Consider the following 22,359-nt stretch of genomic DNA (forward strand, 5'->3'; position numbering starts at 1 on the left):
CATCTAAAAACTTCAGTTTTTAGATGTTCACATATCACTTTTTATTAATAATATTGTTAATCCATTTTTTTAACGTATTTTCTTCTGAAATCTCAAAACAGTAATCCCCAAGCTTTTCTATTCTGCGGACTAAATCAATAAAAAGCAATTCTGCTTTTACGTTGCCGCCAGCCTCAATGCGCTTGCGCCCGAGTTTTTGCAATTTCTTGCGGTCTCTGTCAATTTTTTCTTCCATTTCAATGGCGCGTTGTTTATATTCCGACGACGGGTTACGCCCAAGCTGGATTTTAAGCAAGTTTAAAAATTCTTCAACTTGTCCGACATAAGGGATAAGCTCGTCCATTTCCTTGTCTTTTAACAGGTAATTCTTGCCAATGCCTTTCTCCAGCAAGCGGCTGATACTGTAACATTCATCGCTCATTGATTCAAGCATTGAAATGACCTGCATAAGGTATGAAATGCGGGCTTCGGTTTTTGGATTTAGTTTTACGCGGGAACATTCAATTAAAAAGCTGCTGAGTATTTCACGCATTTCATCAATGTAATTCTCTTTTTTTAACAGTTCCGCGCATAATTCAACCGTATTCTCTTTGTCATTGCTGCCATCTTCATACAAACCGCGCAACACTGAGCAAAAGCGGGAATACATAAACGAAACAATTCCCGCCATGTCGCTGATTTCTTTTTCCGCGCGAAGGATATTGAGTTCAGGAGAATCGGTATTGCCCGCGGACAGATACGCGAATTTGTAATGTTCGCTTTTTTCTTCTTGTTTCTTGTCGGGAATAATTAAAGAGATCAATTTTGCGTAATGGTTTACAAAGGGCAAAAAGATAATAGTATTTATTACGTTAAATAAAGTATGAAGTCCCGCCAAATGAACAGGTATTGAAGTGTTGCCGGGACCAGCGGCCATTGGGTCTCCAGGAAAAATAAAATCAACCAGATTAAGCAGAGGGATTAATAACGGAAGCGCCCAGATAAGCCCTAATGCGTTAAACAAAACATGGGCAAGAGCGGCGCGTTTTGATTCAGTATTTCCCGCGAGACCTGCAAGAACCGCGTTAATGGTAGTCCCTACATTGGAACCCAACACCATACCGGCGGCCATCTCATAAGTTATGACATCTTGAAATGCAAGAGTCATTATCAATGTTACCGCCGCGGAGGATGAGTTAATGATAATCGTCAGTACCAATCCCACGCCCACGCCGATTAATATCGCGGTGACTCTGTTGTCTCTGATGGCCCCGATTTTTGTAAAATCGAAAATATCATTTGAATTGGCTATTCCGTCGGAAAGAAAATAAAGGCCAAGAAACAAGAAACCAAACCCGACAAGCAAATCGCCGATATGTTTGTATTTCCATTTTATTACGCTAAGAATAAAACCAATGCCTATCGCAGGCAAAGCCAGACTGTCGATGCTTAGTTTAAACCCTACAAGTGAAATTATCCATCCTGTTACAGTGGTACCGATATTTGTCCCGAATAGTACTCCAATAAACTGGGTAAGGGTTAAAAGACCCGCGTTTACAAAGGATATTACAATGACGGTAAACGCCGATGAGGACTGAATAATCGCTGTAACCGCAAAACCGGTCAGCACTCCGATAAAACGGTTGCCGGTCATGAAATTCAACGTTTTACGCATACGCTCGCCGGCGCTTTTTTGAAGCCCGTCGCTCATCATTTTCATGCCAAACAGGAACATGCAGAGCCCGCCGGTCATACGCAGTAAAAGTGTTAAAATAGCCATGTATATATGTTATAGGAGAAATGAATTATCTACAAGGTGCCTATGCCGTCAAGTTTTGCTGTTAGTCCGAAGGAACAGTTTATGAGCGCGGATAATCATTCTTTACGCATTTGGAAAAAGTGGTGGTTTTGGCTTTCATCTTCCTCTACTCTTCTTAGGCCTTCGGTAATCCAATTTATAAGAACGGTTATTCTATAATTCATGCTTGAAGTAAGATTTATTCTATTTGCGACAAAGTTGGGTATATAAAGTCCAGACATGCTATAGATAAGAATACCCTCTTTTATAGGTTCAAGATAAACTATCGCGATAAATTTTTCCGCTTTCATAATTCTAAAGATTGAATAAGAAACGTCTCTAAAATTAGTCAAATTATAGGTAATTCCGTACAGGCTTACCGTTATTTCTCCCCTAAGATAAAAGTCTCCCATAGAATAGTCTACTAAACGGAGATACATTGTTTCTGAATAAGGAAGCGTATCCGCTGGCGGAGGATCGGGAATTGGTTTTCTTACTTGGGCGCTTTCAAGACGGGTTGTATCAGTAAAAAGTTTATATTCTTTTTCCCTCACGACAATCACTTGGTTTTGTATGTTTTTAATTCTTCCTAACGCGTTGTAAACATCCAGCATATCAAGTTCTCTTTTGTTATACGGCACTACCACAAGAGCCTCGATAATATGGGAAGGTTTTTTTGACATGACTTTATTGAAGAGATTAACCCCCGAATTCGGATCCGGCACTAATGTCGGAGACTCGTTTTTCTCGAAAGCGAATCTCAGCCCCGTGCTCATTACGAATCTTTTTTGGCTTCTCGAAAAGTTTGGGAAAATTTCATCAAAAGAGCGAGTCTCAAAGGAGGGAACTTGAAAGACGAGCGTGGGCGCTTCAAAAATATATGAATCGTCTAAATCATCATCATAGACAAACTCATCGCTTAAGGGAGAGTCTTTATCATGGGGAGTCTCTTCATCAGGAGAGAGTGCTTCATTACTGACGGTTTCTTCATCACCGGGAATAGGCTCCGCCCAGAGCGGGGCTATAAACAGCAGGGTGATAAGACACAGATTGATAATTTTTCTTTTTGAGTCCATACATTATTATAACAAAAAAAACAATAAATGGATACGGATCAAATCGAAAGACCTCACACAAAGATCACAAAGGGACAAAGATCACAAAGGGGGATAGGGGTTTATGTCCGTTATCTTATCGTGAAGCCTACGCATAGCCTTCGGACAGAAACCCCTTTTTCCCTCTTCTTTGTGAACCTCAACCGAGACCGAAGGTCGAAGGTTCCCCTCTTGATCTCCTCTTCCTTTGTGTTCTTTGTGAGAAATATTTTCGATTAAACCTTAAAAAACTGTCTTGCAAACTCAGTCTTTGGCGCGGAGAGCAATTCCTTTCCTTCGGCGGTTTCTACGATGTGTCCGTCAGTCATAAGAGCGATTTTGTCTCCCAGCATCAATGCCTCTTCGCGGTCATGGGTGATAAAAACGCAGGGGGCTTTTGAATGGGAGCGAATTTCAAGAAAATCACTGCGGAGGTCTTTTCGCAGGGGCGCGTCTAAACTTGAAAAAGGTTCGTCCAGTAAAAGCAGGCGGGGGCTTGAGGCAAGGGCGCGGGCGATGGCGACACGCTGGCGCTCTCCGCCTGAGAGGGTGTCGATGCGCCGCGCCGTATAGCCTTGAAGACGGACAATTTCAAGGGTTTGCTCGACAATAAGGCGGCGTTCTTTTTTGGGGACTCCTCTTATAAAGAGGCCATAGGCGATATTTCCGCCAACGTCAAGGTGGGGGAACAGAGCCAAGTCCTGAAAAACTACGGAAATATTTCGCTTCCACGCGGGCAGGCGGGTAATGTCCTCGCCGTCAATTATCACGCTCCCCGATTCAGGCTCAATAATACCCGCGATAAGGTTAAGCGTCGTAGTCTTGCCGCAACCTGAAGGGCCGACAAGCGCGAGCGTTTCCCCCGCGTCAACGGATAAATCAAGCGATATGGAAAAGTCCCCGTAGGATTTTTTTAACGCTTTAACTTCAAGCATATTTTTCCCTCCCTGTCTCTGAGAGCAGAAAACAGGCGGCGCAACAAAGTATCAGCAGAGTTCCCGCGGCGCAGGCTGTTCCATAACGGTAGGCTGCCACGGCGCGGTAGATATACAGGGGCAAAGTTTCCCATCCTTCCATGCCAAGCATCATTACCGCGTTTAGTTCCCCAAGACTGAGCGCAGCGGCGAAACCCCACGCTGAACGCGCGCGCGACAACGAAAGGGGCAACGCGGTTGTTAAAAGCCCGCGCAGAGGATCAGCGCCCAAGACCGCCGCCGCGTTCAGCGTGTTGGCGGGAAGCGAGCGGAAACCTTCGGAAATAAAATTAAAAGCGAATGGCATCGCGCTGACGCTGTGAAGTATTATAAGCGCGATAGGAGAGCGTGAAAAGTTTCTTCCATATAGAATGATCCAGCCCAATCCTAAAACAATGCCCGATGATATTACTGGAGCGGCGGCAAAGAAACGGATAAGGTTTGACGCAAGGGAAGTTTCTCTGTTGTTTGTTTCAAGGAGTTTTACCGCGCCCGCCGCGAAGATAGCGAGGACGCAGGCGGTTGTAGCGGATGAGAAAGCCAGTATCAGCGAGCGGCCAAGCGCGGGAAGGCAGGTGTCGCCAAGATTACTCCACCAACGGATGCTAAAGGCTTGCGCTGTCGCGCGGGAAGATCTGTATAAAAAAGATTCCAGCGGAATGGAAAGAAGAGGGCCAAGAACAAAAAAAGCGATAATGATAAAGTAGGCGATCATGACAATCCATGAAGTGGCAGATTTTTTTCCCGTTTCGGCGTATTCAAGAATATTTGTTTTTATTGACATTGATTTTTTCCCGACAAAAACATAAGTCAGAAAAACGCAGACTGCGATTAGGGTTTCGATTAACGCGAGAAATCCCGCGTTGCCGTAATTTAAAAAAATCCGCGCATAACGGTATATTTCTACCGCGAGAGTAGTGGTAGCCGGTCCGCCTCCCAACACAAGCACTACCGCGAAACTTGTGAAGCAGTACATAAACACCAAAAAACTCGCGGCTAAAATACTGGGAACGGTAAGCGGCAAAATCACAGTTAGAATGGTTTTTAAAGGAGATGCGCCAAGGCTTGCCGCCGCGGGAGCATAGGCTCGCCGCGCCCTTGCGATTCCGTCCCCCGCAAGGCGTATCACAATCGGAAAGTTAAAGAAACCGTGGGCAAGAATGACAGCTAACGGTTTGTAGAGTATCCTTAACGGTTGCGCGCCTGAGACAGGCAAAGCCGTATAGAGACGGTTTACCCAGCCTGAGTTCCCGAAAAAAAGCACGAAGCCCAATACCACTAAAATTGACGGCATGGCAAAAGGGATCGCCGTCAGTGTTCTTAGAAACGGCGTAAAACGGGAACGGCTGTTCCCTATGAACCATGCGCCGGGAAGGCCCAGAGCCAGCGAAACAAGCACGCTTAAAAAAGCCTGCTTAAAAGTAAACAGGGTTATGCTGAGGAGAGTCGTGTTTCCTAAGACGGATATTTCCCTGCCTGCGTTAAAAGTTTTTAGACTAAGAACAAGTCCGCGAATCGCCGGCGCGAAACTTGCGGCATACGGAAAAATGAAAGAAAAAGCCGCCGCCAGTACAGGCGGAAGAGCCAGAAGACAGACGGCAGTTTTCTTTGTCATTAATTTTGTCCGCCGCTTGCCATCAGCGCCGCCCATTCGTTAAGCTCAGCCTCGGAAACAGGGCCGGGCAAAAGAGGCTTATCGCTCTTAGGATTTATCCTGAAAGAATCAGGCAGCGGAAGATCAATTACCGTGTACATCCAATTTGTTAACGGAATGATATTTTGAAAATCCGGGCTTATCATAAAATCAAGAAACGCCTTTGCGTTGTCCTTGTTTTTCGCGCTCTTCAAAAGCCCTGCGGCTTCAATTTGCATCGCGTGGCCGTCTGTAAAAATAGCGGCCTGGTAGCGTTCAGTCTCTTCATACTCAAGATGGTATCCGGGGCTTGTGGTGTACGAGAGAACCATCGGCGCTTCTCCGCTTGTAAAAAGACCGTAAGCGGTACTCCACCCGTCGGCGATAGTCAGTATTGAAGGTTGAAGCCGCCGCCAGTAATCCTTCCAGCCCGCGCCGTAAATCTCCTTTACCCACGCGAAGAAGCCAAGCCCCGGCGATGATGTGCGCGGATCAATAAGGATAAGTTTCTGTTTGTATTGCGGGGACGTTAAGTCTTCAAGAGAATGCGGGGGTTCAACCGCCTGAGAGTCATAGACAATGGCGAAGTAACTGTAATCAAATGGCGTTATGCGAAAATCAGTATCTAAAACAAGCTCTTTTAAAATTTTTTCGGCTCCTTTTGGACGGTACGCCTCAAGTAGCCCCGAATTTAATACGCGCGGGGCAAGATTTTGATCAAACCCCAAAACTATGTCAGCGTTAGAACCATTTCCCTCCTGTATCAGTCTTGAAACAATTTCCCCCGCGTCGCCGTGGCTTACCCATGTAATTTTTACTCCGGTTTTTTCCTCAAAAACCTTTGAAACGTCGGGGCCTGGCCCCCACTCCGAGTTGAAAGAGTCATAAGTCCAGATTACAAGCTCGGCGCTTTTTTCTTTTTTACAAGTTGCAAGCCCCGCCAATAGCAAGACGGCAAACGTCATGCAAAGTACAATGTGCAGCGCATAACGTGCCGCAATGATTCTTCCGGTTCTGTTTTTTTTCTTCATAGTACACTCCTAAAATATTTCATACAAACCGGATTTGAGTGTTACCCATGCAATTTGGAACAAAGGCCTGCAACCATGGTTTTGTAAACCTTTGTTTTATGAACCTATAGGTTCGATTGTTCCCTACGCCGGCATTATCCGGATCAGGTTCAACGGGTTTAATCTCAGGCATTGTGTTTTGGTTCAAACCAAAACAGGCAACCACCCCGGTTAGATATGTTGTATAAATATATAATTGGAAATAAGAAAAGTGTCAAGTTATATGATGACACTACAAAAATATGCAACTGTTGGTATAATTCTCTTGACATTTAGCCCGGTCTAGGCTAAGTTTATGGTATGAGCAATACAATGGCTGAGATAAAAACAATCCCCATTCATGAGGCGAAATCAAACTTGTCCAAACTGGTGAAACGGGCGGCGGCAGGTGAAACCATCTATATTGGAGCCTATGGCAAACCGGAAGCGATTATTACGGCGGTCGATTCCGCAAAAATGCGGGCAGAACTGCGGAAACAGGCTTTTGGCTGCATGAAAGGAAAAATGGAACTCCCTGAAGGCTGGGATGCTCCGTTGCCAGATGATATAATCGAGTTATTTTACAACATGAAAGGTTTTGAGGAGTTTGAAAAAAAATGAATAGATTTCTAATGGATACCAATATTTTATTGTGGTATTTTTGGGGTTCCGACCGAATTGATTCAATAAAAGAATTAATCGGATCTGAAGTAACAGATATATTTTTTAGTCCGGTCTCTTTATGGGAGATTGCAATTAAAATAAAAAGCGGCAAACTGAACATTAATATAAAAGAACTCTATGCCAATGCCAAAAAACACAATTTTATTGAACTGCCCCTGACCGGCGATTGCCTTAATGCATATTTAGAATTGCCTAATATTCATAAAGACCCGTTTGACCATATGCTGCTGGCGCAAGCTCTCACTTTTCCAATGCGCCTTATAACAGGTGATTCTTTGTTAGCGGATTATTCTTCGTTGGTAATGGTGATTTAGATTTTATTCGAGAAGATTATTCGAGAAGACATCACACGAAGATCACGAAGACGCTCAATAAACGCACGGCGAGCCGTGTAGATCAATAATGCCGCACAGCGTAGCACCAATAAATGCCGCTGTCTGAAATAAAAGCAAGGCGGTCTTTAGGCCGCCGTCAGTGCGCAAAGAACACAAAGGGGGAAAAGGGGTTTTTGTCCGAAAGTTTAGCGTGGGACTTCACGATAAGATTACGGACAAAAACCTTTAATTCTTCTTCGTGTCCTTCTCTTACTTTGTGTTCTTTGTGTGAAATCTTTGGGTAGGCCCCCGCACCTTTTCACTTCCATCCTCGTCCTAATGCTTTTAGTTTTTATTGTGGTACGACAGAGAGCGATGCCATTTCATCGCAGAACAGCGAAAAGACATACAACTATTTGGTCAATGTCGCTAATTACATAATCAAATCCATGCCCATGTAGCAGTTCGTAATCCTCATCAAGCATTTTTAGTATGCCGTTGTTTTCAAAGAGAGTGTATACCTCATTGCTCGGCATGGATTTGCGATCCGCATATAATTCTATGCAGAAAGTCTTGAACGACAGACGGCTCATAATTACAGTATTATACCGATGTCATGTTAAATCAACTATGTTGGCGGATTATTATTTGTTGGTGAAGGTGATTTAGATTTTATTCGAGAAGACCTCACACGAAGAACACGAAGGGACAAAGATCACAAAGGGGAGAGAAGGGAGGTTGTTATTATTTTATTATTTGCTGTATTTCTGCTATATTCTAACAATATATTCCTACACTTATTCCATCACCTATTGGAAATAATTTTATTCCATCTGCTTTTTTATCAAATTCATTAATTGCCTGTTTTACACCTTTATATGCTTCACTGAAATAATCATGAACTACAATTATACCGCCTTTAACCATCCTCGGATAAAAATATTCCAATCCCGCTAGTATCGGCTGATATAAATCAAAATCAAGATTAACAAAACAAAAAAAATCTTCCAATCCGGTTGCTGTTTCAGGAAAATACCCTTTTTTAATGATTGCTTTTTCAGGATATGGTAATTTTTTTATCACCAATTCCACGCTGGTTTCCATAAAATGATTTTGTTCCCTGCTTTCCGAAAACCTATTTTTTTCTTCTTTTTCCATATCCCTTTCATCAAATCCCTCAAATGTATCAAAAAGATATAATTTTTTATCTGGAAAAACACGGTTAATCTCACAGGAAAAATTGCCACGGTAAACTCCGCCTTCGGCTACAGCACCTTCAATATTTTTCTCAGCAAACATTTCACCGAGTTTTTCAAGAAATGTAATCCGCCCTTTTGTTGGGATGAGAGCGTAATCAAGGATTATTTTATCACGGCTGACTCCCATTTTCATTAATTGTTCAGGAATTTCCTTGAATCCTCCAGTAGATGCCACAATAACGGCATCAAAATTTCCTTCTAATATTTTTTCAGGATTATATACCGTCAATCCTGTTGCCAATTTTTTGTTCCACAATTTTGAATTATTGTCCAAAAAGCCAAGGATATCAAAATCATTGTTTTTATTTGCAGCGATATTGTTTCCAATATCACCGTAACCGAAGATATACACCTTATTAGCCATAATAATTTCCAAAACGTATTTACGTCATTTTTCCGATCAATTTCAAAAATATGGCGCATAACCTCCTATAAAAACTCATTTAACCTTAAATAATCCTTAATAATTTTAAAAACTATAACCGCTTATAGTTGTATATAATAAACTAATAGATGCTTGTAGTTTTGTCAATATATTAGCTAGTATTTTCCATGACTGAAAGCGATTTAAGAGCCATTTTTGGTGAAAACTTGAAAAAATATCGGACTTTCAAGGGCTTATCACAGGCAAAATTATGAGCTGTCAGAGTTTATCAAATCCTACACCGAAAAAGCCGCCTCTGCCGCTTCCGAGGCGGTTGTCCGTTCTCTTGGGTAATTTCCAAACCAATCCCAACACCATTCCCATACATTTCCGTGCATATCATACAAACCCCAGAGATTTGACGCGAAAATAATATGCTGTTTCGTCATTTGGCTTCAAATTGATAGCCTGAGTATATTGTTCAATTTCCTTTAAAGTTAATAGCTTATTCACAATATTCCTGCATACTAAAATAACGGAAGTAACCGCTTATCGGCGGTTACTCCCTATTTTATCTGGCTCTAACCCAACGCCATATTTTTCTGCCTTCGTCAGTGCGGAGAGATTGATTTAACAGTTCAAACGAACCGTTTTTGAAACATTATTAATCACCGTATTATAACTTTTAATGGCAGTCACAAGTATGTTTACCGTATGTATTATTGTTCCTTGCGTCACTTACGGCACAATCATTATTATCGCAGTATGCGTAACCATCATAAATGTGTCCTGTGGAATCAATAGAAACCGAACAGTCACTACTGTAACGAGGACATGCAGTATTGCACCCCGCTAAAACAAGTCCGCCCGCAAACAGTAAGCCAATCAAGCCTACAACCAAAATTTTCTTCTTCATTGAAAAACTCCTCTGTTTGTTACCCTATCAATATGGGTAACCGCATAAAATTATCACATTCAACGAATGTGTATACTAAAGCTGCAATCCAGCCCTGTATCCGTTATTCTGCCTGCGGCTACGGTTGCGCCGTCGGCTAATAATCCCATCTCCCGCTAAAAACAGGCGAACCATTGTTGTAATTAAACGACAGGCTCACCCATGTCCCGGCGGTGGTTTCTTTGCGCTTAGCGCTGCTTGCGTTGATATAAGCGTACACCGCGTGACCGCAGTTGCTCACTACTGTACCGCTTCGGTTGCCCTGTACCGTGTTACTATTGGCATCGCCTGAGGTATAACCGTAAATAGTTCCGCCAGTTTTAATAAAGTTTCCAGTTTCCACATCCACGCCGCCACCTCGCGCGGAACCCTTGGGGGCAGGGGAGACGCTATTGCCGTAAATATCGCCGTCGTTCATGGTGAAGGTTCCGCCACGCACGCAGATCCCGCCGCCGAAGGCGCCGCCTGAAATTGGGACGGCATTGCCGGAAACGGCCCCGCCGTTCATGGTAAAGGTTCCGCCTTGCAAATATACCCCGCCGCCTGCGCCGTGACCGGAAAGTGAGGAAACGGTATTGCCGGAAACAGCGCCGTTATTCATGGTGAAAGTTCCGCCGTTCACAAACACCCCGCCGCCGTAGGAGGAGTCGCTGCCGGATCGGGAACCGGTGTTGCCTGAGATGGCGCCGCCGCTCATGGTAAATGTTCCTCGGGTAAACACCCCGCCGCCGTGGATGTTGCCGGAGGATGAGGAAATAGTATTGCCGGAGATTTCTCCACCGCTTAGGATAAAGGTTCCGCCGTTAAACACCCCACCGCCGTTTGCGGCTATATTGCCGGAAATGGCGCCGCCGCTCATGGTGAAAGTTCCACCGTTCACAAACACTCCGCCGCCGTGGGAGGCGTCGCTGCCGGATGTGGAACCGGCGTTGCCTGATATGGCGCCGCCGTTCATGGTAAAGGTTCCGCTGTTAAACACGCCACCGCCGTTAACTGCGGTATTGCCAGAGACGACCCCACTGTTCATAGTAAAGGTTCCTCCGTTCACATACACCCCGCCGCCGTGGCTGTCGCCGGAAGATGCGGTAAAGGTGTTACCAGAAATTTTCCCGCCATTGAGGATAAAGTTTCCGCCGCTGTTTACAAACACCAGTGGGCTAGTATTATTATTCATGCCTTTAAGGGTAATGTTGTTATTAAGCGTCAAGGTAACGCCTGAACCAACGGTAAACAGAGCGCCATTAGATGAAAGGCTTACAGTCTTCATTGCCCCGCCGCCATTCATAGTTATTGTAATGCCGCTCTTACCGCTGTAGGACAGGCTCTGCGGGCCGATGCTTTCATCGGCATCAATGTCAATGAAGTACAAATTGTTGCTTAACGCGTTACTTTGCAACCATGCGAGTTTTACTGCAAGACTACCGCCAGAAATGTTAATTCCAGTACTTGCGGAAATAACATTTGACTGCAAACCTTCAACGCCGCCAATAATTGCGCTGACCTTGTAGTAATAAGTTGTAAACGCGCTGACAGCGGCATCGGTAAACGTTGTGCCATTTATCAACGGATTTATTATCGCATATTCCCCGCCTTCGCTATCGGAACGGTATACGATATACCCGCTTGCCCCGCTGAAAGCGTCCCACGCAAGCACGACACTGGAAGTTGACGCGGCAGTTACCCGCACATTGGCAGGAGGCATAACGGCAGAAACAACGGCGGACATGGCGCTTGCCTTGTATGCGCTGCTTACCGCGCTTACTTTATAATAATAAATTTGCCCTGCGGCAAGGCCGATATTAGTCCATGATAGCGTAGCGACATTTGCAACCTTGCTGTATGAAGTTGATGCCGAACCTGCCGCGCGGTACACTTGGTACGCAGTCGCGCCGTAAACGGCATCCCAAGCAATTTGTACGCCGCTTAGCGATACATCTTCCACTCTGACGTTTGCTGGCGTTTCGGGTGAGAGGGTTTGCAGCACAGACTTCTCTTCTGTCAGGACAAGGTTCGTTCCATTGTAGGTAATAACATGGATTATTCCTCGTCTGAATTCTGTGAAGTCAGCGGGAAAAGCGATAGGCGTAGTTGTATTCACCATCACTGAATAACCTGAAACAGCGCCAGGATTAACACTGTACGCCGCATTCCCGCCAGAATTGATAACGGTTGAGCCGCCGTTAAGAGGGGCTTTTTCATTGGGGCCGCCTTCGCTTAACGCCAATGAATGATTACTTTTATTTATTATCAATAAATATGAAGAATTGACGTAAATAGATTCCAGTTTGGGAATGGGTACAGTTGTAGTTTTATTCGCTTCAATATTATGCACAAAAGACGGCCCGTTGTATGGAATCGTGATGGTATTTATAACAGGAGTGCCAACAGGATAAATAAGGTTAAAAGTAGGATAAAAAGCCGTTGCCGTTGTTGACGATATGTTTGAAGGGACTATTTTTGTACTGTTAGCTGAAACATCGGCAAATGCATTGTTCCGTAAAGAATCGCTGTATATGGTTACCGGAAACTGTTCAAGATTTTTGAACTCTATTAAAGTTTCTTTTGACGAGGCATTATCACTTACCGGATCTTCACAGGAAGCAAGCATATAAAAACAAAAAAAGAAAAAGCATATTACATCAAGAACAAAGAATCGTCCGTTTTTTTTCACAATAACCCCTTCAATATTTTAAAAACCTGTCCTGACAATAAAGACAAGGCAGGTTATTATTAAACGCCAAAATTAAAAGTTGCGATTGTATAATTGATACAACCGCTATTTTTACCTGTTAATTCGTATCGTAAACTGTAGATGCGTCTTTTTCTTCAACCGTAATCGTGTTTGCCCCATCCCCAACCGTTATCTGATATACTTTATTTTTATTCATCGTTACACTCTGGCTGACATGTTTAAAGCCGTCTTGATTATTGGCAGTCCAGGAGACGGCCCATAAATAGATGTCATCAGTCTTATCCCCTTCATCAAAACCTGTAACCAATGCCCTGGAGCCGGAACCGATTGTCCAGTCTGCGCCGATTGCTCCATTGGTCAACTGTGTAACTTTTGTTTTATAGATTCTCACTGTCTGTCCGCTATTATTGATTAACAGAACATTTGGTTTCAGGTTTGTAAATGTGAGGGTGAGCGGAAAGTTAGATGTATAAATAGGATTAGTATCCACATTGGTAGTACCGCCTGAAGCGCGGTCGGAAAATTCTGACAAGGTGATAACTTTTCCCTGATACTTTATTTCTTGTAAGAAAATAGGTTCATAGTCATAATAATCACCAATATTTAGAGGCAGGGTTACCCGAATTGTTCCGGGGGCAAGCACCGCATAGACCGTTGCCGGATTACTGACTTTAACTACTTTGCACCAATATTTAGTATTGTTATTCAAAACCCATTGCCGGCTGCCGCTTGTTAGGCCGGAATTAACCTTAACATCGAAAGGCTGAGTGCGTGAATGATACGTGAGACTGCTATACTGAGAAGCTTGATAACGCCTTTCTTCAAAGTCTGCTTTATCAACCGCGACAATGGTATAAAATTTTTCATCAGGCAATCTAACCTTGATTGAGCTTAAATTTCCAACAGTTCCTATATAATTATTCGGCCCGCTATCCGCTGTAAAATCCGTATGGAACAACAGCACTGGCGCATTATAATTATTGGTTACCGTTAATAACGCGGAGTTATCCTGCCTGCCGGTAGGGTAATTGTAAAAACCAGTGTAAGCCGCCGGTATCTGATCACCGGGATTGGTGTCAGGGTCTTCCTCACACCCAACAACTGTCATGCCGAATACTGCCACCATGATTAAAAATAACACGAACATGGCTGTAAATTGTCTCTTTCTCATAAAAAACTCCTCTTAATTTATTTTTTCACCGTATACGCGGTGTTGTTTATAGAAGTAATTAAATCTAAAATATCTTTTTCAGGATATTCTCCTATTAACGAAAGTAATGTTAAGAATTCTTCGTCTGAAAGGGAATTTATTAAAGATTCAATTTCAGAATTAAAAAACTCATCAGACAATGAAACTTCAATAGTGGGAATATTAGGAGCATCCTCACGGATAATCACTTCGTTAAATCCCGCTTGTTTGACTATTGCCAGATAATTTAACACCTGGTTTGCGGGAATTCCCCTTATCATTACCTTTGTAAACTCATTTGTTTTTTCAATTACCGGATTTAGCGCGTTAATCTGCAGCCTAAAAAAAGTGTTATTCACATTTGTATCCAGTTTAAACGCGCCTACCTGAATTTGGAATGTTTTTGCAGATTCTTTATCAGGAATTTTTCCGATTATTGTTCCCGGTAACGCTTGTTGCGCATAACTAAAAAATGATACTAACAGAAAACAAATTACAAACAAAATACGGCGCATGTTTCTCCTCCTAATTTATAGAATAATTGTTTAACTCATAAAGAATAATTACAATATTTTTAGTATACTGAATGTTTTTGGACGCCCATGTTGTCAATGATTCATCAAGATTTGAAATCATTTCTTTTAAATACCGGATATGCGCGCGAACTCCTTCCGTCATATTGTTATATTTATTACCATTATTAAGTCCCATGTAATCATGGGTAACTAATAATTTTCTGTTTTTAAGAAATTTGGTCGCGTAAAGCATTTGAGCAATGGCAATCTCGTAGTTTATACTTTCTTTTTGCGCTTCCAAAATATATGTATTGATAAGCCTTTCAACATCTTGTCTTGACATTGACGGGTTTTTTGACATTATATACGCTGTTATCGTATTATGACTTAGTGAACTATTTTCTGTTAAATATAACGGTATTGAGACTGTTTTTACGGTTTGTCTTGTATTTGTATTAGTTTGTCCTGTGTTTGTATTGCTTTGCTCGTAATTTAACTCATCAAGATCGGATATTTCTCCCGGCGTTGTTAGTCTTGTATCAATAGGATTATCATTATCAAATTCAGAATAATTATCAATATCAGAATAATTATCAGCATTATAATTATCATAATTATAATTATTATAACCATAATTATTAGGACGAGCATCTTCTATATTAACAAATGCTATTGTCCTTCCATAAGGATCATAATCAAGGTAGTTGTGAGTATTACTGTGGCTGTCGTAGATTTCTACTTTTGTTTTATCATAAGTAAAATCATAATCTGAAGCCTCTCTATATTTACCATAAGTTTTAACTTCTTTTACTCTTGGAACTGGACCTTTCCAATCATAAGACCTTTTCTCTAAGACAGAATCTTTCATAAACCACTTTTTTTTAAAAGATATATCGTAATCGCTATTATTAATAAAAGTGATGATGAATATCTCACCACCATAATTATAAGTGTCTATTGCTTCTTCAATCAATGTACCACAACCAGTACAAATTAAAACAAGTACTATTAATAAAAAATATTTTTGTTTCATCTTGAGTCTTTTTTCAAACCATGTGTCAGACAGAAAACAATGCCTGACACATGGTTGGTGTGAGGCATTGCAAATGTGACAGGCACATTTTACGTTGCCTTTAACACCATGCGTTACTTGTACTCATCAGGAGTAAAGCTATAAAACCATTCCAGAGCTTCACGGTCACGTTGCCGTTGCGCCTCAGCTTCACGTTGTCGTTGTGCTTCTTGTCGTTGTGCTTCCTCTGCTTCCCGCCGTTGTTGTTCAGCCTCACGTTGTTTCCGTTGTCTTTCGGCTTCTTGTCGCTGTTGCTCGGCCTCACGCTGCCGTTGTTGCCGCTCTCGTGCATTGTTCTCTTCCTGTATCCGAATTCGTCTATCGTATTCACTTTCATCTCTAGGTGAGTTTGATGGATGATGCGGATCACGACTTTGAGACGATTGCGCTTGAGCAAAATCAACACCGACAAATCCGAATAATAACAAAAAGCTAATTATTCCCGCAAAAAGTTTTTTCTTTTTCATCGATTTCTCCTGTTGCCCCATTAGGAGCTTATAAAAATAAAATCACCACAAGGCGACTTTTATGGCCCGAGGTAAAATAGGACCTATCCTCTAATTTGACCTCCTTATCTCAAATACTTTATTTTCCGGGCATACGCCCCAAAACCGGCTAAAGCCGGATAATTCCCGAAATTTCACCATGCGCAAGATTATTTCCGTTAAATTCAACAGAAAATCCTCCCCCACAATGAATATCAACCAGTTTTCGGGTTAATTCCCAAATATACTCCTTCCAGTTTTCTTCGAGTCTTTCAAAATCTCTGGTTAAAATATCCAGTTTTTCCTGTTCATCTTTAGATGCTCCTTTTGTTCGTTTTTTAACAGAAATAGCTTTCATTCTATATAACCCATTGAAATATATAATATATTACAATGTAATATTTTGTCAAGTGCCGAAAATAAAAAGCCTGTCCAAAAAAGCATAAATTTGATAGTATGAATAGTAGTAAAATATAGGAAGTTATCGTTGGATAGCGACGTAAAGATAAGCCGTAGAATAGGCGAAGTCCGTAAAACTCTAGGGTTAACTCAACAAAAATTTGCCGAAGGTCTCAAAATAAGCCAAACTCATGCAAGCGCTCTTGAACATAATTCTCGCACAATTCAAGACCGGACATTAAAAATGATCTGCTTCACCTACGGTGTAAACGAGAACTGGCTTAAAACCGGAAAAGGGGAAATGTTTGAAAAGGGACGTGATTTTAGACTGGAAGAGGTTATTGCCAATTTTAAAAAACTTGATGAACATTTACAGGATTATGTTCTAAAACAGATTCGTCTTGCTTTAGAGTATCAGGAAAAATTAAAGAACGAGCAGGATTAAAAATTATTATGAATCCTGAAACCATGTCAATATTTATAGCCTTTGGCGCCGGCGTGCTGTCCTTCTTATCTCCCTGCGTTTTACCGCTAATCCCTTCATACCTTTGTGTTATTGGCGGCTCTCCAATGACCGGTGATGACAATAATAGGCCCAGACTTGTCGCGAGAACGGTAAGTTTTATTTTAGGCTTCACTGTTGTTTTTGTTGTTTTAAGCGTTATTTTTTCTTCAACAATAATTTTAATTGGCGGGGTCTTTAACTATATTAATTTGATTTCCGGTATTGTCGTTATTATACTTGGGTTGAATATCATTTTTGATTTTCTGTCTTTATTAAACTATGAAAAAAGATTCCATCTTAAAAATAAACCAAAAGGTTTTATTGGCGCTTTTTTGGCGGGCGGCGCGTTTGGAGCGGGATGGACACCATGCGTGGGGCCGGTGCTGGCGGGCATTTTGCTGTTAGCTACAAATAAGAGAAGCATACCGCTTGCCGTTATTTATCTTGTTTTTTATTCCGCCGGGTTGGGGCTTCCGTTTTTATTGGCCTCGTTCTTTTTTAATTCATTTGTTAAAGTTTCAGCAAAATTAAGAAATTATCTTCCGTTAATACGGCGTATCAGCGGAATATTGCTCATTGTTATTGGTATTTTGATTGTTAAAGGAGATTATAAAACATTTAATATATTAGCGTCAAAATGGCAAGCAAAACTTTCCGGCAAAACCCCTTATGCGGAATCAACTGTTTATGATACGGATAATGGCGAGTTTATTCAGCCTGAGGAAGAAATAGAAAGAAATGATAATTAATAATGAAAATTAACATTTTATTTGATATAATATATTTAAGGGAGAATTTATGAAAAAGAGCATATTTATTTTGATAATGGCTTGTATTATGGCTGTTGGCGCATACGGTCAAAATAAAAAGATTCCTGACGCGGTAATAAAGGCATTTGAAGGAACCAAAATTCAAGTTGTGTCCGAAGGTATTGATCCGATAGATTTTAATTTGCCTCTTCTTGACGGGACAAAAATATCTCTTTCTCAGTTTAAAGGCAAAGTGATTTTTCTTAATTTTTGGGCGACTTGGTGCGGGCCATGCCGTTCAGAGATGCCTTCAATGGAAGCGGTTTATAAAAGATTGAAAGACAAAGGATTTGAAATTCTTGCTATAAACCTTGGTGATTCAAGAAGCGAAGTATCCGCCTTTATGAACGAATATAAATTGAGTTTTCCGGCAATTCTGGATGAAAAAAGCGCGACAGGCTACCATTACAATGTTCAGGCTATCCCCACAACCTACATAATTGACAGGCGGGGGCTTATAGTCGCCCGGATTATCGGTTCAATTAATTGGAACACGCCCAAAATAATATCCGCCCTTGAAACGGTTTTACAGAATTAATAAAATTCCTTGTATCTTTTCATTCCCTTCAATATACGCTATTATTAGGCATGGAATCAAAAATACAAGAATCAATCGAACTATTGATAAACCACATCAAGCAGTTAATATCTGTAGACGCGAAAAAATTGGAGTACATTATTGCCGCTCAAATAGCGGGCGGCCATGTTATTCTGGCGGATTCGCACGGGGTGGGGAAAACTTCCCTCGCGCGGGCGTTGGCGCAGTCTATCAAGTGGCGGCCAGAGGATTCAGCGGCGAAAAGCGGCGCGAAAAAAAATGGCGCTAATAGTGACGATGTTAAAATGGAAGGGTTTAGCCGTATCCAGTGTACCGTCGATCTTCTTCCGCAGGATATACTTGGGTTTAACCGCTTCATCGGGCATACGGGAGAGATGATTTTTAACAAGGGGCCGGTGTTCGCGCATTTTGTGTTATGCGACGAGATTAATTTGCTTACGCCGAAAACGCAGGGAAGTTTTTTTCAGGTGATGGAAGAACAGAGCGTGACTATCGAAGGGAAATTGTATAGATTGACCGATCCGTTTTTTATCATCGCTACGATGAATTTAAAAGGCGTTCATTTATTCCCCCTGCCTACGCCGCAGCTTGACCGTTTTATGATTCGCCTTTCTCTGGGCTATCCAAGCGAAGAAGATGAAACTGAAATTATAAACAGGCACGGCAAGATTGACGCGTGGGACAGTTTTACAAGCGTCATAGACAGCGCGGATTTAATCCGCTGGAAAAAAATGGTGGACACCGTGCAGATGCACCCCGATGTTACTTCCTACCTTGTAAATTGCGTCCGTCAAACAAGGGTTCATCCCGACATTGAAAGCCCTGCAAGTCCGAGGGCGGGCGTACGCATCTCGCGGCTGGCGCGTTCTCTCGCTCTTTGCCGCGGTATGGACTATGTTCCAGTCGATATAATTAAAGAAATTTTTATACATTCAATGGCGCACCGAATAATTACCCGCGATCCTTCCATACCGCCGGAAGCGCCGTTGGAAAGCATATTAAACACAGTCCCTGTCGAGCCGAAACGGGGTTAGCCGTGGTTTCACTTATCCGGCCATTTACGCCTGTCAGCGGAGCCGTTCTTGTTATCGCCATTGCCGGATTAATCCGCTCGCTTCTTAACCGCAATTCTTATGAAATAGTCCTTGCTTCTTTCGCGTTGCTCTTTCTGCTAATTCTTGGCTTTTTTGGCGCGTGGAAATCGCGCAAATTAAAATCGATGGAACCGGGTTGGAAGCCGCCTTTTCCAATGACAGCTAACGCGGCGGACGATGAGCGTCAGCGCATGACTGAAAGTCATACGGCTGTGACCGGTCTTGACGCGGCTATCCCGCTTTTTTTCCGCCTGCACTTTTATATCAGAGGGAAATTTTTTCCCGGCGGGGCTACCGGAGTAAAAAAGGGCTGCCATTTGTCGCTTGAGACGGCAATCCCGCGCGGAGAGACGACGGCGCAGATACCGTTTGATTTTCCAATGTCTGGAGTTTTTCAGGGGGACGGTTTTTGTAAGTTACGCGACATTTTTGGCTTTTTTGCTTTTCCCTGCGGGCAGATAAGACATTCAACTGTGAATGTAAGGTGCGCTCCTTGTTTTGGGAAAAAAATTGCCATTAACGCGCAGTCGGGAGCGGAAGACCAGCGCAATAAACCTTCCGCCGATGTTGAGCGCTATTACCAGAGGGAGTATACGCCGGGGGATCGGTTGCGCGACATTAACTGGAAAAGTTCGGATAAAATTGACGCGCTTATAACGCGAATTTCCACTGATAATCAGGAAAAGGTAAGCCGTATAGAAGTTCATTTTCGCAATTTCGGTTACGCGGACAATAACCTTCAATCGTTGTGGCTTTTAGACCGTTCTAAAGCTAGGCTTTCGTATTTTCTTCGCAGTCTTTTAGAGCAAAATTCTTCTTTTATTTTTGATGTCCACAGCGCGGGCAAAAATTGGGAAATAGAGGATCAGGATGACCTTGACGCTTTTTTTGAAGAGCTTGCCTGCCTATCCTTTGTATCTCCGCAAAATGAAACAGCGCTTCAATCCGGCGCGGGAGACATGTACGTTTTTTCTACCGCCTGCGATCTTATGCTGTCTTCTTTTCTCCTTTCCTGTAACCCAAGACCTGTAACTCTTTTTTTAACTCAACCGGGAGATTCAACCGCTAATTATGCTGAAAAAAAGCGAACAAGCTCAAAGGATTTATCTGATTCGTTGATAAAGAAAACAAAAACCAATGAAGATAATTTTGAAGTACTCCATATTCAAGATTTTGTTTCAAAAGGTTTTTTTCCTCCTTCACGCTGGTTTATGAAACAGAAAGTAAAGCCGTTAAATATTCAAGCGGAAAAAATTGAAATGTTTTACGCGGAGATAAAAATATGAAAAAATCTTTAACATTTTTATTTTGGTTAAGGTTATTTTTCTACTTTAGCGTAATCGCGTTGATACTGATTCATCCGGGAGTTACCGTTTCTTTTGACCGTATCGGCATTGTACAGTGGTTTTTAATTATTCCGCTAATGGCCGTGCTTGCTTTTATTCCCGATAATAAAATTAAACTTCGTACAAGGGCGATTCTTTCCGCTTCGCTGTTAATGCTGCTTTCAATAACTGCGGGAGGATTTAATTTCAACGCGTTTGCCCCCTTCGCGGCTGGGCTTGTAAGTTTTACGCTTACTTATTTATTGTTTAACCGGGGGCCTATTTTTTCAAGGCTGGCAAAAATTGCCGCGATTGAGCCTTTCTTTTTAGCGTGGGTGGGTTTGCGTCTTCTGTCCCTATCGCGCTCAGGAGAAGATATTGCCGGGCAGAGTATCGCTCTGACGCAATTCATATTGGTTTGGACTGCGGCAGTTTTTCTTTTTCACAATGTGGTTATTTATTTATGCCTGTATCCTGAAAGCCGCGTCAAATCATGGAAAGAAGGGCTTGTTTTTTTTCTGTCGGCGTTGGCGGTATTAATTGTTACGCTGTTTGTTTTGCCCGCCGATTTTGTCCGCAATACTGTAATTACAAATTTAACTTCGGAACGAATACCGCAAAAAATTTCACAGTCCGATAGCGATCGCGGTCTTCCGCAAAGAGGCAAGGGCAGAAGAACCAGGCCGAAAGGCGAAGGCAAAGGAGAATTACGCGGATTATCAGAACATGATTGGTCGGGCAGGGGAGACGGTGCGGGAGAAAGGCGACAATACATGGTGATGATTGTCGCGTCCGATAGAGAGCCGGTCTACATGGGAAACGTGTTCCGCGGTCAGCTTGATCCAGTTAAAGGGTTTCTTGTTAGTCAAAATGAACCGTTAAATGATTTGGCGAATCAGCGTTTTTTTGTCACATGGTTCAGTAAAGATCAGGAGCATGACATTGGCAGGGAAAAGCAGGAAGTTTTTTCGCTTTCAACTCTGCATCAAAAATATCTGCCGTACCGTCCAATAACTATTGATCCTGTAATTTTAAGCGATGACACCGGCCCTCTTCGCTACATTCATCAGGTGGTGTCAAATACGCATTTTCGCGATCCTCTTCTGCTTGTTCACAAAAAATCACGCCCTTTTACCGCGCTTGAAAAATCCGCTCTTGCTACTTATCTTGAAATTCCGCTTGATGAAGACGATAAAAAACTATTTGAAGAATATTTGCATAACGCATGGTTAATGTGGCAGTCTGACAGAAATGAAATTATTAGCGGCGATCAGTATTTAAATTCAATATTTTCCAATCAGACTGAAAATGATCAACCTGTAAAGGGCGAAGGCGGCAATGAACTGCTGGAAAATATTATCGCTTTACTGGTCAGTTTCTCAAAGTATCAGTACAATCTTAATCCCGACGATGATCATTCCATTGCCTCGTTAAAAGATTTTATTACAGATTCCAATGAAGGGGATTGCGTGGAGTTTTCCAACACTCTAGCCCTTCTTGGAAGATTGGCGGGTATTCCCTCCCGTGTCGTTACAGGTTATCTTGTGGCTGAAAATTTGCAAACAGACGCCCATCTTCGCGGGCTTGCTCTTTTACGCGACAAACTTCCCGT

The 22,359-nt window shown here is 42.4% G+C and carries 23 protein-coding genes and 1 riboswitch; of the genes, 8 read left to right on the forward strand and 15 right to left on the reverse strand.

Annotation, left to right across the window (positions count from 1 at the left end; translation table 11 throughout):
• Positions 1-34: 34 nt before the first annotated feature.
• The 5 genes from ACYVRA_RS09425 to ACYVRA_RS09445 all read right to left on the reverse strand — a co-directional run bounded on the left by ACYVRA_RS09425 (position 35) and on the right by ACYVRA_RS09445 (position 6,509).
• The gene (locus ACYVRA_RS09425; RefSeq protein WP_461252438.1) at positions 35-1,759 is read right to left on the reverse strand and encodes a Na/Pi cotransporter family protein; all 1,725 of its coding nucleotides are present in this window, start codon (positions 1,757-1,759) and stop codon (positions 35-37) included.
• A gap of 95 nt (positions 1,760-1,854) precedes the next feature.
• Positions 1,855-2,853, reverse strand: a complete 999-nt coding sequence (locus ACYVRA_RS09430; protein WP_461252439.1) for a DUF6675 family protein — start codon at positions 2,851-2,853, stop codon at positions 1,855-1,857.
• A 254-nt stretch (positions 2,854-3,107) separates the two neighbouring features.
• Positions 3,108-3,806 (reverse strand): ABC transporter ATP-binding protein, encoded by a 699-nt coding sequence (locus ACYVRA_RS09435; protein ID WP_461252440.1) that lies wholly within the window; start codon positions 3,804-3,806, stop codon positions 3,108-3,110.
• Positions 3,799-5,496: an ABC transporter permease gene (locus ACYVRA_RS09440; RefSeq protein ID WP_461252441.1), complete on the reverse strand. Its 1,698-nt coding sequence runs from the start codon at positions 5,494-5,496 to the stop codon at positions 3,799-3,801. Before ACYVRA_RS09440 ends, ACYVRA_RS09435 begins: the two co-directional genes overlap by 8 nt.
• Positions 5,460-6,509: a thiamine ABC transporter substrate-binding protein gene (locus ACYVRA_RS09445; protein ID WP_461252442.1), complete on the reverse strand. Its 1,050-nt coding sequence runs from the start codon at positions 6,507-6,509 to the stop codon at positions 5,460-5,462. The genes ACYVRA_RS09440 and ACYVRA_RS09445 overlap by 37 nt, the downstream gene beginning before the upstream one ends.
• Before the next feature lie 103 nt (positions 6,510-6,612).
• Positions 6,613-6,728, reverse strand: a riboswitch (TPP riboswitch).
• Between the two features lie 132 nt (positions 6,729-6,860).
• Between ACYVRA_RS09445 and ACYVRA_RS09450 the strand changes: the two genes are divergently transcribed.
• Positions 6,861-7,148 (forward strand): type II toxin-antitoxin system Phd/YefM family antitoxin, encoded by a 288-nt coding sequence (locus ACYVRA_RS09450; protein ID WP_461252443.1) that lies wholly within the window; start codon positions 6,861-6,863, stop codon positions 7,146-7,148.
• Positions 7,145-7,525, forward strand: a complete 381-nt coding sequence (locus ACYVRA_RS09455; RefSeq protein WP_461252444.1) for a type II toxin-antitoxin system VapC family toxin — start codon at positions 7,145-7,147, stop codon at positions 7,523-7,525. The genes ACYVRA_RS09450 and ACYVRA_RS09455 overlap by 4 nt, the downstream gene beginning before the upstream one ends.
• Before the next feature lie 383 nt (positions 7,526-7,908).
• Here the strand turns inward: ACYVRA_RS09455 and ACYVRA_RS09460 are convergent, their stop codons facing one another.
• The 10 genes from ACYVRA_RS09460 to ACYVRA_RS09505 all read right to left on the reverse strand — a co-directional run bounded on the left by ACYVRA_RS09460 (position 7,909) and on the right by ACYVRA_RS09505 (position 16,414).
• Entirely contained in the window at positions 7,909-8,118 is a 210-nt protein-coding gene (locus tag ACYVRA_RS09460; RefSeq protein WP_461252445.1) for a DUF3791 domain-containing protein, read from the reverse strand.
• A gap of 184 nt (positions 8,119-8,302) precedes the next feature.
• On the reverse strand, positions 8,303-9,148 hold the full coding sequence (locus ACYVRA_RS09465) for a TylF/MycF/NovP-related O-methyltransferase (protein WP_461252446.1): 846 nt from the start codon (positions 9,146-9,148) through the stop codon (positions 8,303-8,305).
• A 296-nt stretch (positions 9,149-9,444) separates the two neighbouring features.
• A complete protein-coding gene (locus ACYVRA_RS09470; protein WP_461252447.1) occupies positions 9,445-9,597 on the reverse strand; it encodes an SUMF1/EgtB/PvdO family nonheme iron enzyme in 153 nt (50 codons plus the stop codon).
• Between the two features lie 236 nt (positions 9,598-9,833).
• A complete protein-coding gene (locus tag ACYVRA_RS09475) occupies positions 9,834-10,064 on the reverse strand; it encodes a hypothetical protein (protein WP_461252448.1) in 231 nt (76 codons plus the stop codon).
• A gap of 136 nt (positions 10,065-10,200) precedes the next feature.
• On the reverse strand, positions 10,201-12,774 hold the full coding sequence (locus ACYVRA_RS09480) for a hypothetical protein (RefSeq protein WP_461252449.1): 2,574 nt from the start codon (positions 12,772-12,774) through the stop codon (positions 10,201-10,203).
• 118 nt (positions 12,775-12,892) lie between these two features.
• Positions 12,893-13,966 carry a hypothetical protein gene (locus ACYVRA_RS09485; protein ID WP_461252450.1) on the reverse strand — a complete coding sequence of 358 codons (1,074 nt, stop codon included), beginning with the start codon at positions 13,964-13,966 and terminating at the stop codon, positions 12,893-12,895.
• A 17-nt stretch (positions 13,967-13,983) separates the two neighbouring features.
• Positions 13,984-14,499 (reverse strand): hypothetical protein, encoded by a 516-nt coding sequence (locus ACYVRA_RS09490; RefSeq protein WP_461252451.1) that lies wholly within the window; start codon positions 14,497-14,499, stop codon positions 13,984-13,986.
• A 10-nt stretch (positions 14,500-14,509) separates the two neighbouring features.
• The gene (locus ACYVRA_RS09495) at positions 14,510-15,532 is read right to left on the reverse strand and encodes a hypothetical protein (protein ID WP_461252452.1); all 1,023 of its coding nucleotides are present in this window, start codon (positions 15,530-15,532) and stop codon (positions 14,510-14,512) included.
• Between the two features lie 113 nt (positions 15,533-15,645).
• A complete protein-coding gene (locus ACYVRA_RS09500; RefSeq protein ID WP_461252453.1) occupies positions 15,646-16,038 on the reverse strand; it encodes a hypothetical protein in 393 nt (130 codons plus the stop codon).
• Positions 16,039-16,186: 148 nt separating this feature from the next.
• Entirely contained in the window at positions 16,187-16,414 is a 228-nt protein-coding gene (locus ACYVRA_RS09505) for a hypothetical protein (RefSeq protein ID WP_461252454.1), read from the reverse strand.
• Between the two features lie 129 nt (positions 16,415-16,543).
• Between ACYVRA_RS09505 and ACYVRA_RS09510 the strand changes: the two genes are divergently transcribed.
• The 6 genes from ACYVRA_RS09510 to ACYVRA_RS09535 form a co-directional block, all read left to right on the forward strand.
• Positions 16,544-16,900 carry a helix-turn-helix domain-containing protein gene (locus tag ACYVRA_RS09510; RefSeq protein ID WP_461252455.1) on the forward strand — a complete coding sequence of 119 codons (357 nt, stop codon included), beginning with the start codon at positions 16,544-16,546 and terminating at the stop codon, positions 16,898-16,900.
• Positions 16,901-16,908: 8 nt separating this feature from the next.
• On the forward strand, positions 16,909-17,709 hold the full coding sequence (locus ACYVRA_RS09515; protein ID WP_461252456.1) for a cytochrome c biogenesis CcdA family protein: 801 nt from the start codon (positions 16,909-16,911) through the stop codon (positions 17,707-17,709).
• A 49-nt stretch (positions 17,710-17,758) separates the two neighbouring features.
• Positions 17,759-18,307, forward strand: a complete 549-nt coding sequence (locus ACYVRA_RS09520; protein ID WP_461252457.1) for a TlpA disulfide reductase family protein — start codon at positions 17,759-17,761, stop codon at positions 18,305-18,307.
• Between the two features lie 50 nt (positions 18,308-18,357).
• Positions 18,358-19,362 carry an AAA family ATPase gene (locus ACYVRA_RS09525; protein ID WP_461252458.1) on the forward strand — a complete coding sequence of 335 codons (1,005 nt, stop codon included), beginning with the start codon at positions 18,358-18,360 and terminating at the stop codon, positions 19,360-19,362.
• 2 nt (positions 19,363-19,364) lie between these two features.
• Positions 19,365-20,708 carry a DUF58 domain-containing protein gene (locus ACYVRA_RS09530; RefSeq protein ID WP_461252459.1) on the forward strand — a complete coding sequence of 448 codons (1,344 nt, stop codon included), beginning with the start codon at positions 19,365-19,367 and terminating at the stop codon, positions 20,706-20,708.
• A partial coding sequence (locus tag ACYVRA_RS09535) for a transglutaminase domain-containing protein (protein WP_461252460.1) occupies positions 20,705-22,359 on the forward strand: 1,655 nt, incomplete at its 3' end. The genes ACYVRA_RS09530 and ACYVRA_RS09535, both read left to right, overlap by 4 nt.

Source organism: Treponema sp. R8-4-B8 (assembly GCF_054786175.1).

What these genes read in the sequence shown, in the direction of transcription:
- ACYVRA_RS09425 (WP_461252438.1), bottom strand. Translation starts at nt 1,759, where the DNA reads ATGGCTATTTTAACACTTTTACTGCGTATGACCGGCGGGCTCTGCATG.
- ACYVRA_RS09430 (WP_461252439.1), bottom strand. Translation starts at nt 2,853, where the DNA reads ATGGACTCAAAAAGAAAAATTATCAATCTGTGTCTTATCACCCTGCTG.
- ACYVRA_RS09435 (WP_461252440.1), bottom strand. Translation starts at nt 3,806, where the DNA reads ATGCTTGAAGTTAAAGCGTTAAAAAAATCCTACGGGGACTTTTCCATA.
- ACYVRA_RS09440 (WP_461252441.1), bottom strand. Translation starts at nt 5,496, where the DNA reads ATGGGCGGCGCTGATGGCAAGCGGCGGACAAAATTAATGACAAAGAAA.
- ACYVRA_RS09445 (WP_461252442.1), bottom strand. Translation starts at nt 6,509, where the DNA reads ATGAAGAAAAAAAACAGAACCGGAAGAATCATTGCGGCACGTTATGCG.
- ACYVRA_RS09450 (WP_461252443.1), top strand. Translation starts at nt 6,861, where the DNA reads ATGGCTGAGATAAAAACAATCCCCATTCATGAGGCGAAATCAAACTTG.
- ACYVRA_RS09455 (WP_461252444.1), top strand. Translation starts at nt 7,145, where the DNA reads ATGAATAGATTTCTAATGGATACCAATATTTTATTGTGGTATTTTTGG.
- ACYVRA_RS09460 (WP_461252445.1), bottom strand. Translation starts at nt 8,118, where the DNA reads ATGAGCCGTCTGTCGTTCAAGACTTTCTGCATAGAATTATATGCGGAT.
- ACYVRA_RS09465 (WP_461252446.1), bottom strand. Translation starts at nt 9,148, where the DNA reads ATGGCTAATAAGGTGTATATCTTCGGTTACGGTGATATTGGAAACAAT.
- ACYVRA_RS09470 (WP_461252447.1), bottom strand. Translation starts at nt 9,597, where the DNA reads ATGACGAAACAGCATATTATTTTCGCGTCAAATCTCTGGGGTTTGTAT.
- ACYVRA_RS09475 (WP_461252448.1), bottom strand. Translation starts at nt 10,064, where the DNA reads ATGAAGAAGAAAATTTTGGTTGTAGGCTTGATTGGCTTACTGTTTGCG.
- ACYVRA_RS09485 (WP_461252450.1), bottom strand. Translation starts at nt 13,966, where the DNA reads ATGAGAAAGAGACAATTTACAGCCATGTTCGTGTTATTTTTAATCATG.
- ACYVRA_RS09490 (WP_461252451.1), bottom strand. Translation starts at nt 14,499, where the DNA reads ATGCGCCGTATTTTGTTTGTAATTTGTTTTCTGTTAGTATCATTTTTT.
- ACYVRA_RS09495 (WP_461252452.1), bottom strand. Translation starts at nt 15,532, where the DNA reads ATGAAACAAAAATATTTTTTATTAATAGTACTTGTTTTAATTTGTACT.
- ACYVRA_RS09500 (WP_461252453.1), bottom strand. Translation starts at nt 16,038, where the DNA reads ATGAAAAAGAAAAAACTTTTTGCGGGAATAATTAGCTTTTTGTTATTA.
- ACYVRA_RS09505 (WP_461252454.1), bottom strand. Translation starts at nt 16,414, where the DNA reads ATGAAAGCTATTTCTGTTAAAAAACGAACAAAAGGAGCATCTAAAGAT.
- ACYVRA_RS09515 (WP_461252456.1), top strand. Translation starts at nt 16,909, where the DNA reads ATGAATCCTGAAACCATGTCAATATTTATAGCCTTTGGCGCCGGCGTG.
- ACYVRA_RS09520 (WP_461252457.1), top strand. Translation starts at nt 17,759, where the DNA reads ATGAAAAAGAGCATATTTATTTTGATAATGGCTTGTATTATGGCTGTT.
- ACYVRA_RS09525 (WP_461252458.1), top strand. Translation starts at nt 18,358, where the DNA reads ATGGAATCAAAAATACAAGAATCAATCGAACTATTGATAAACCACATC.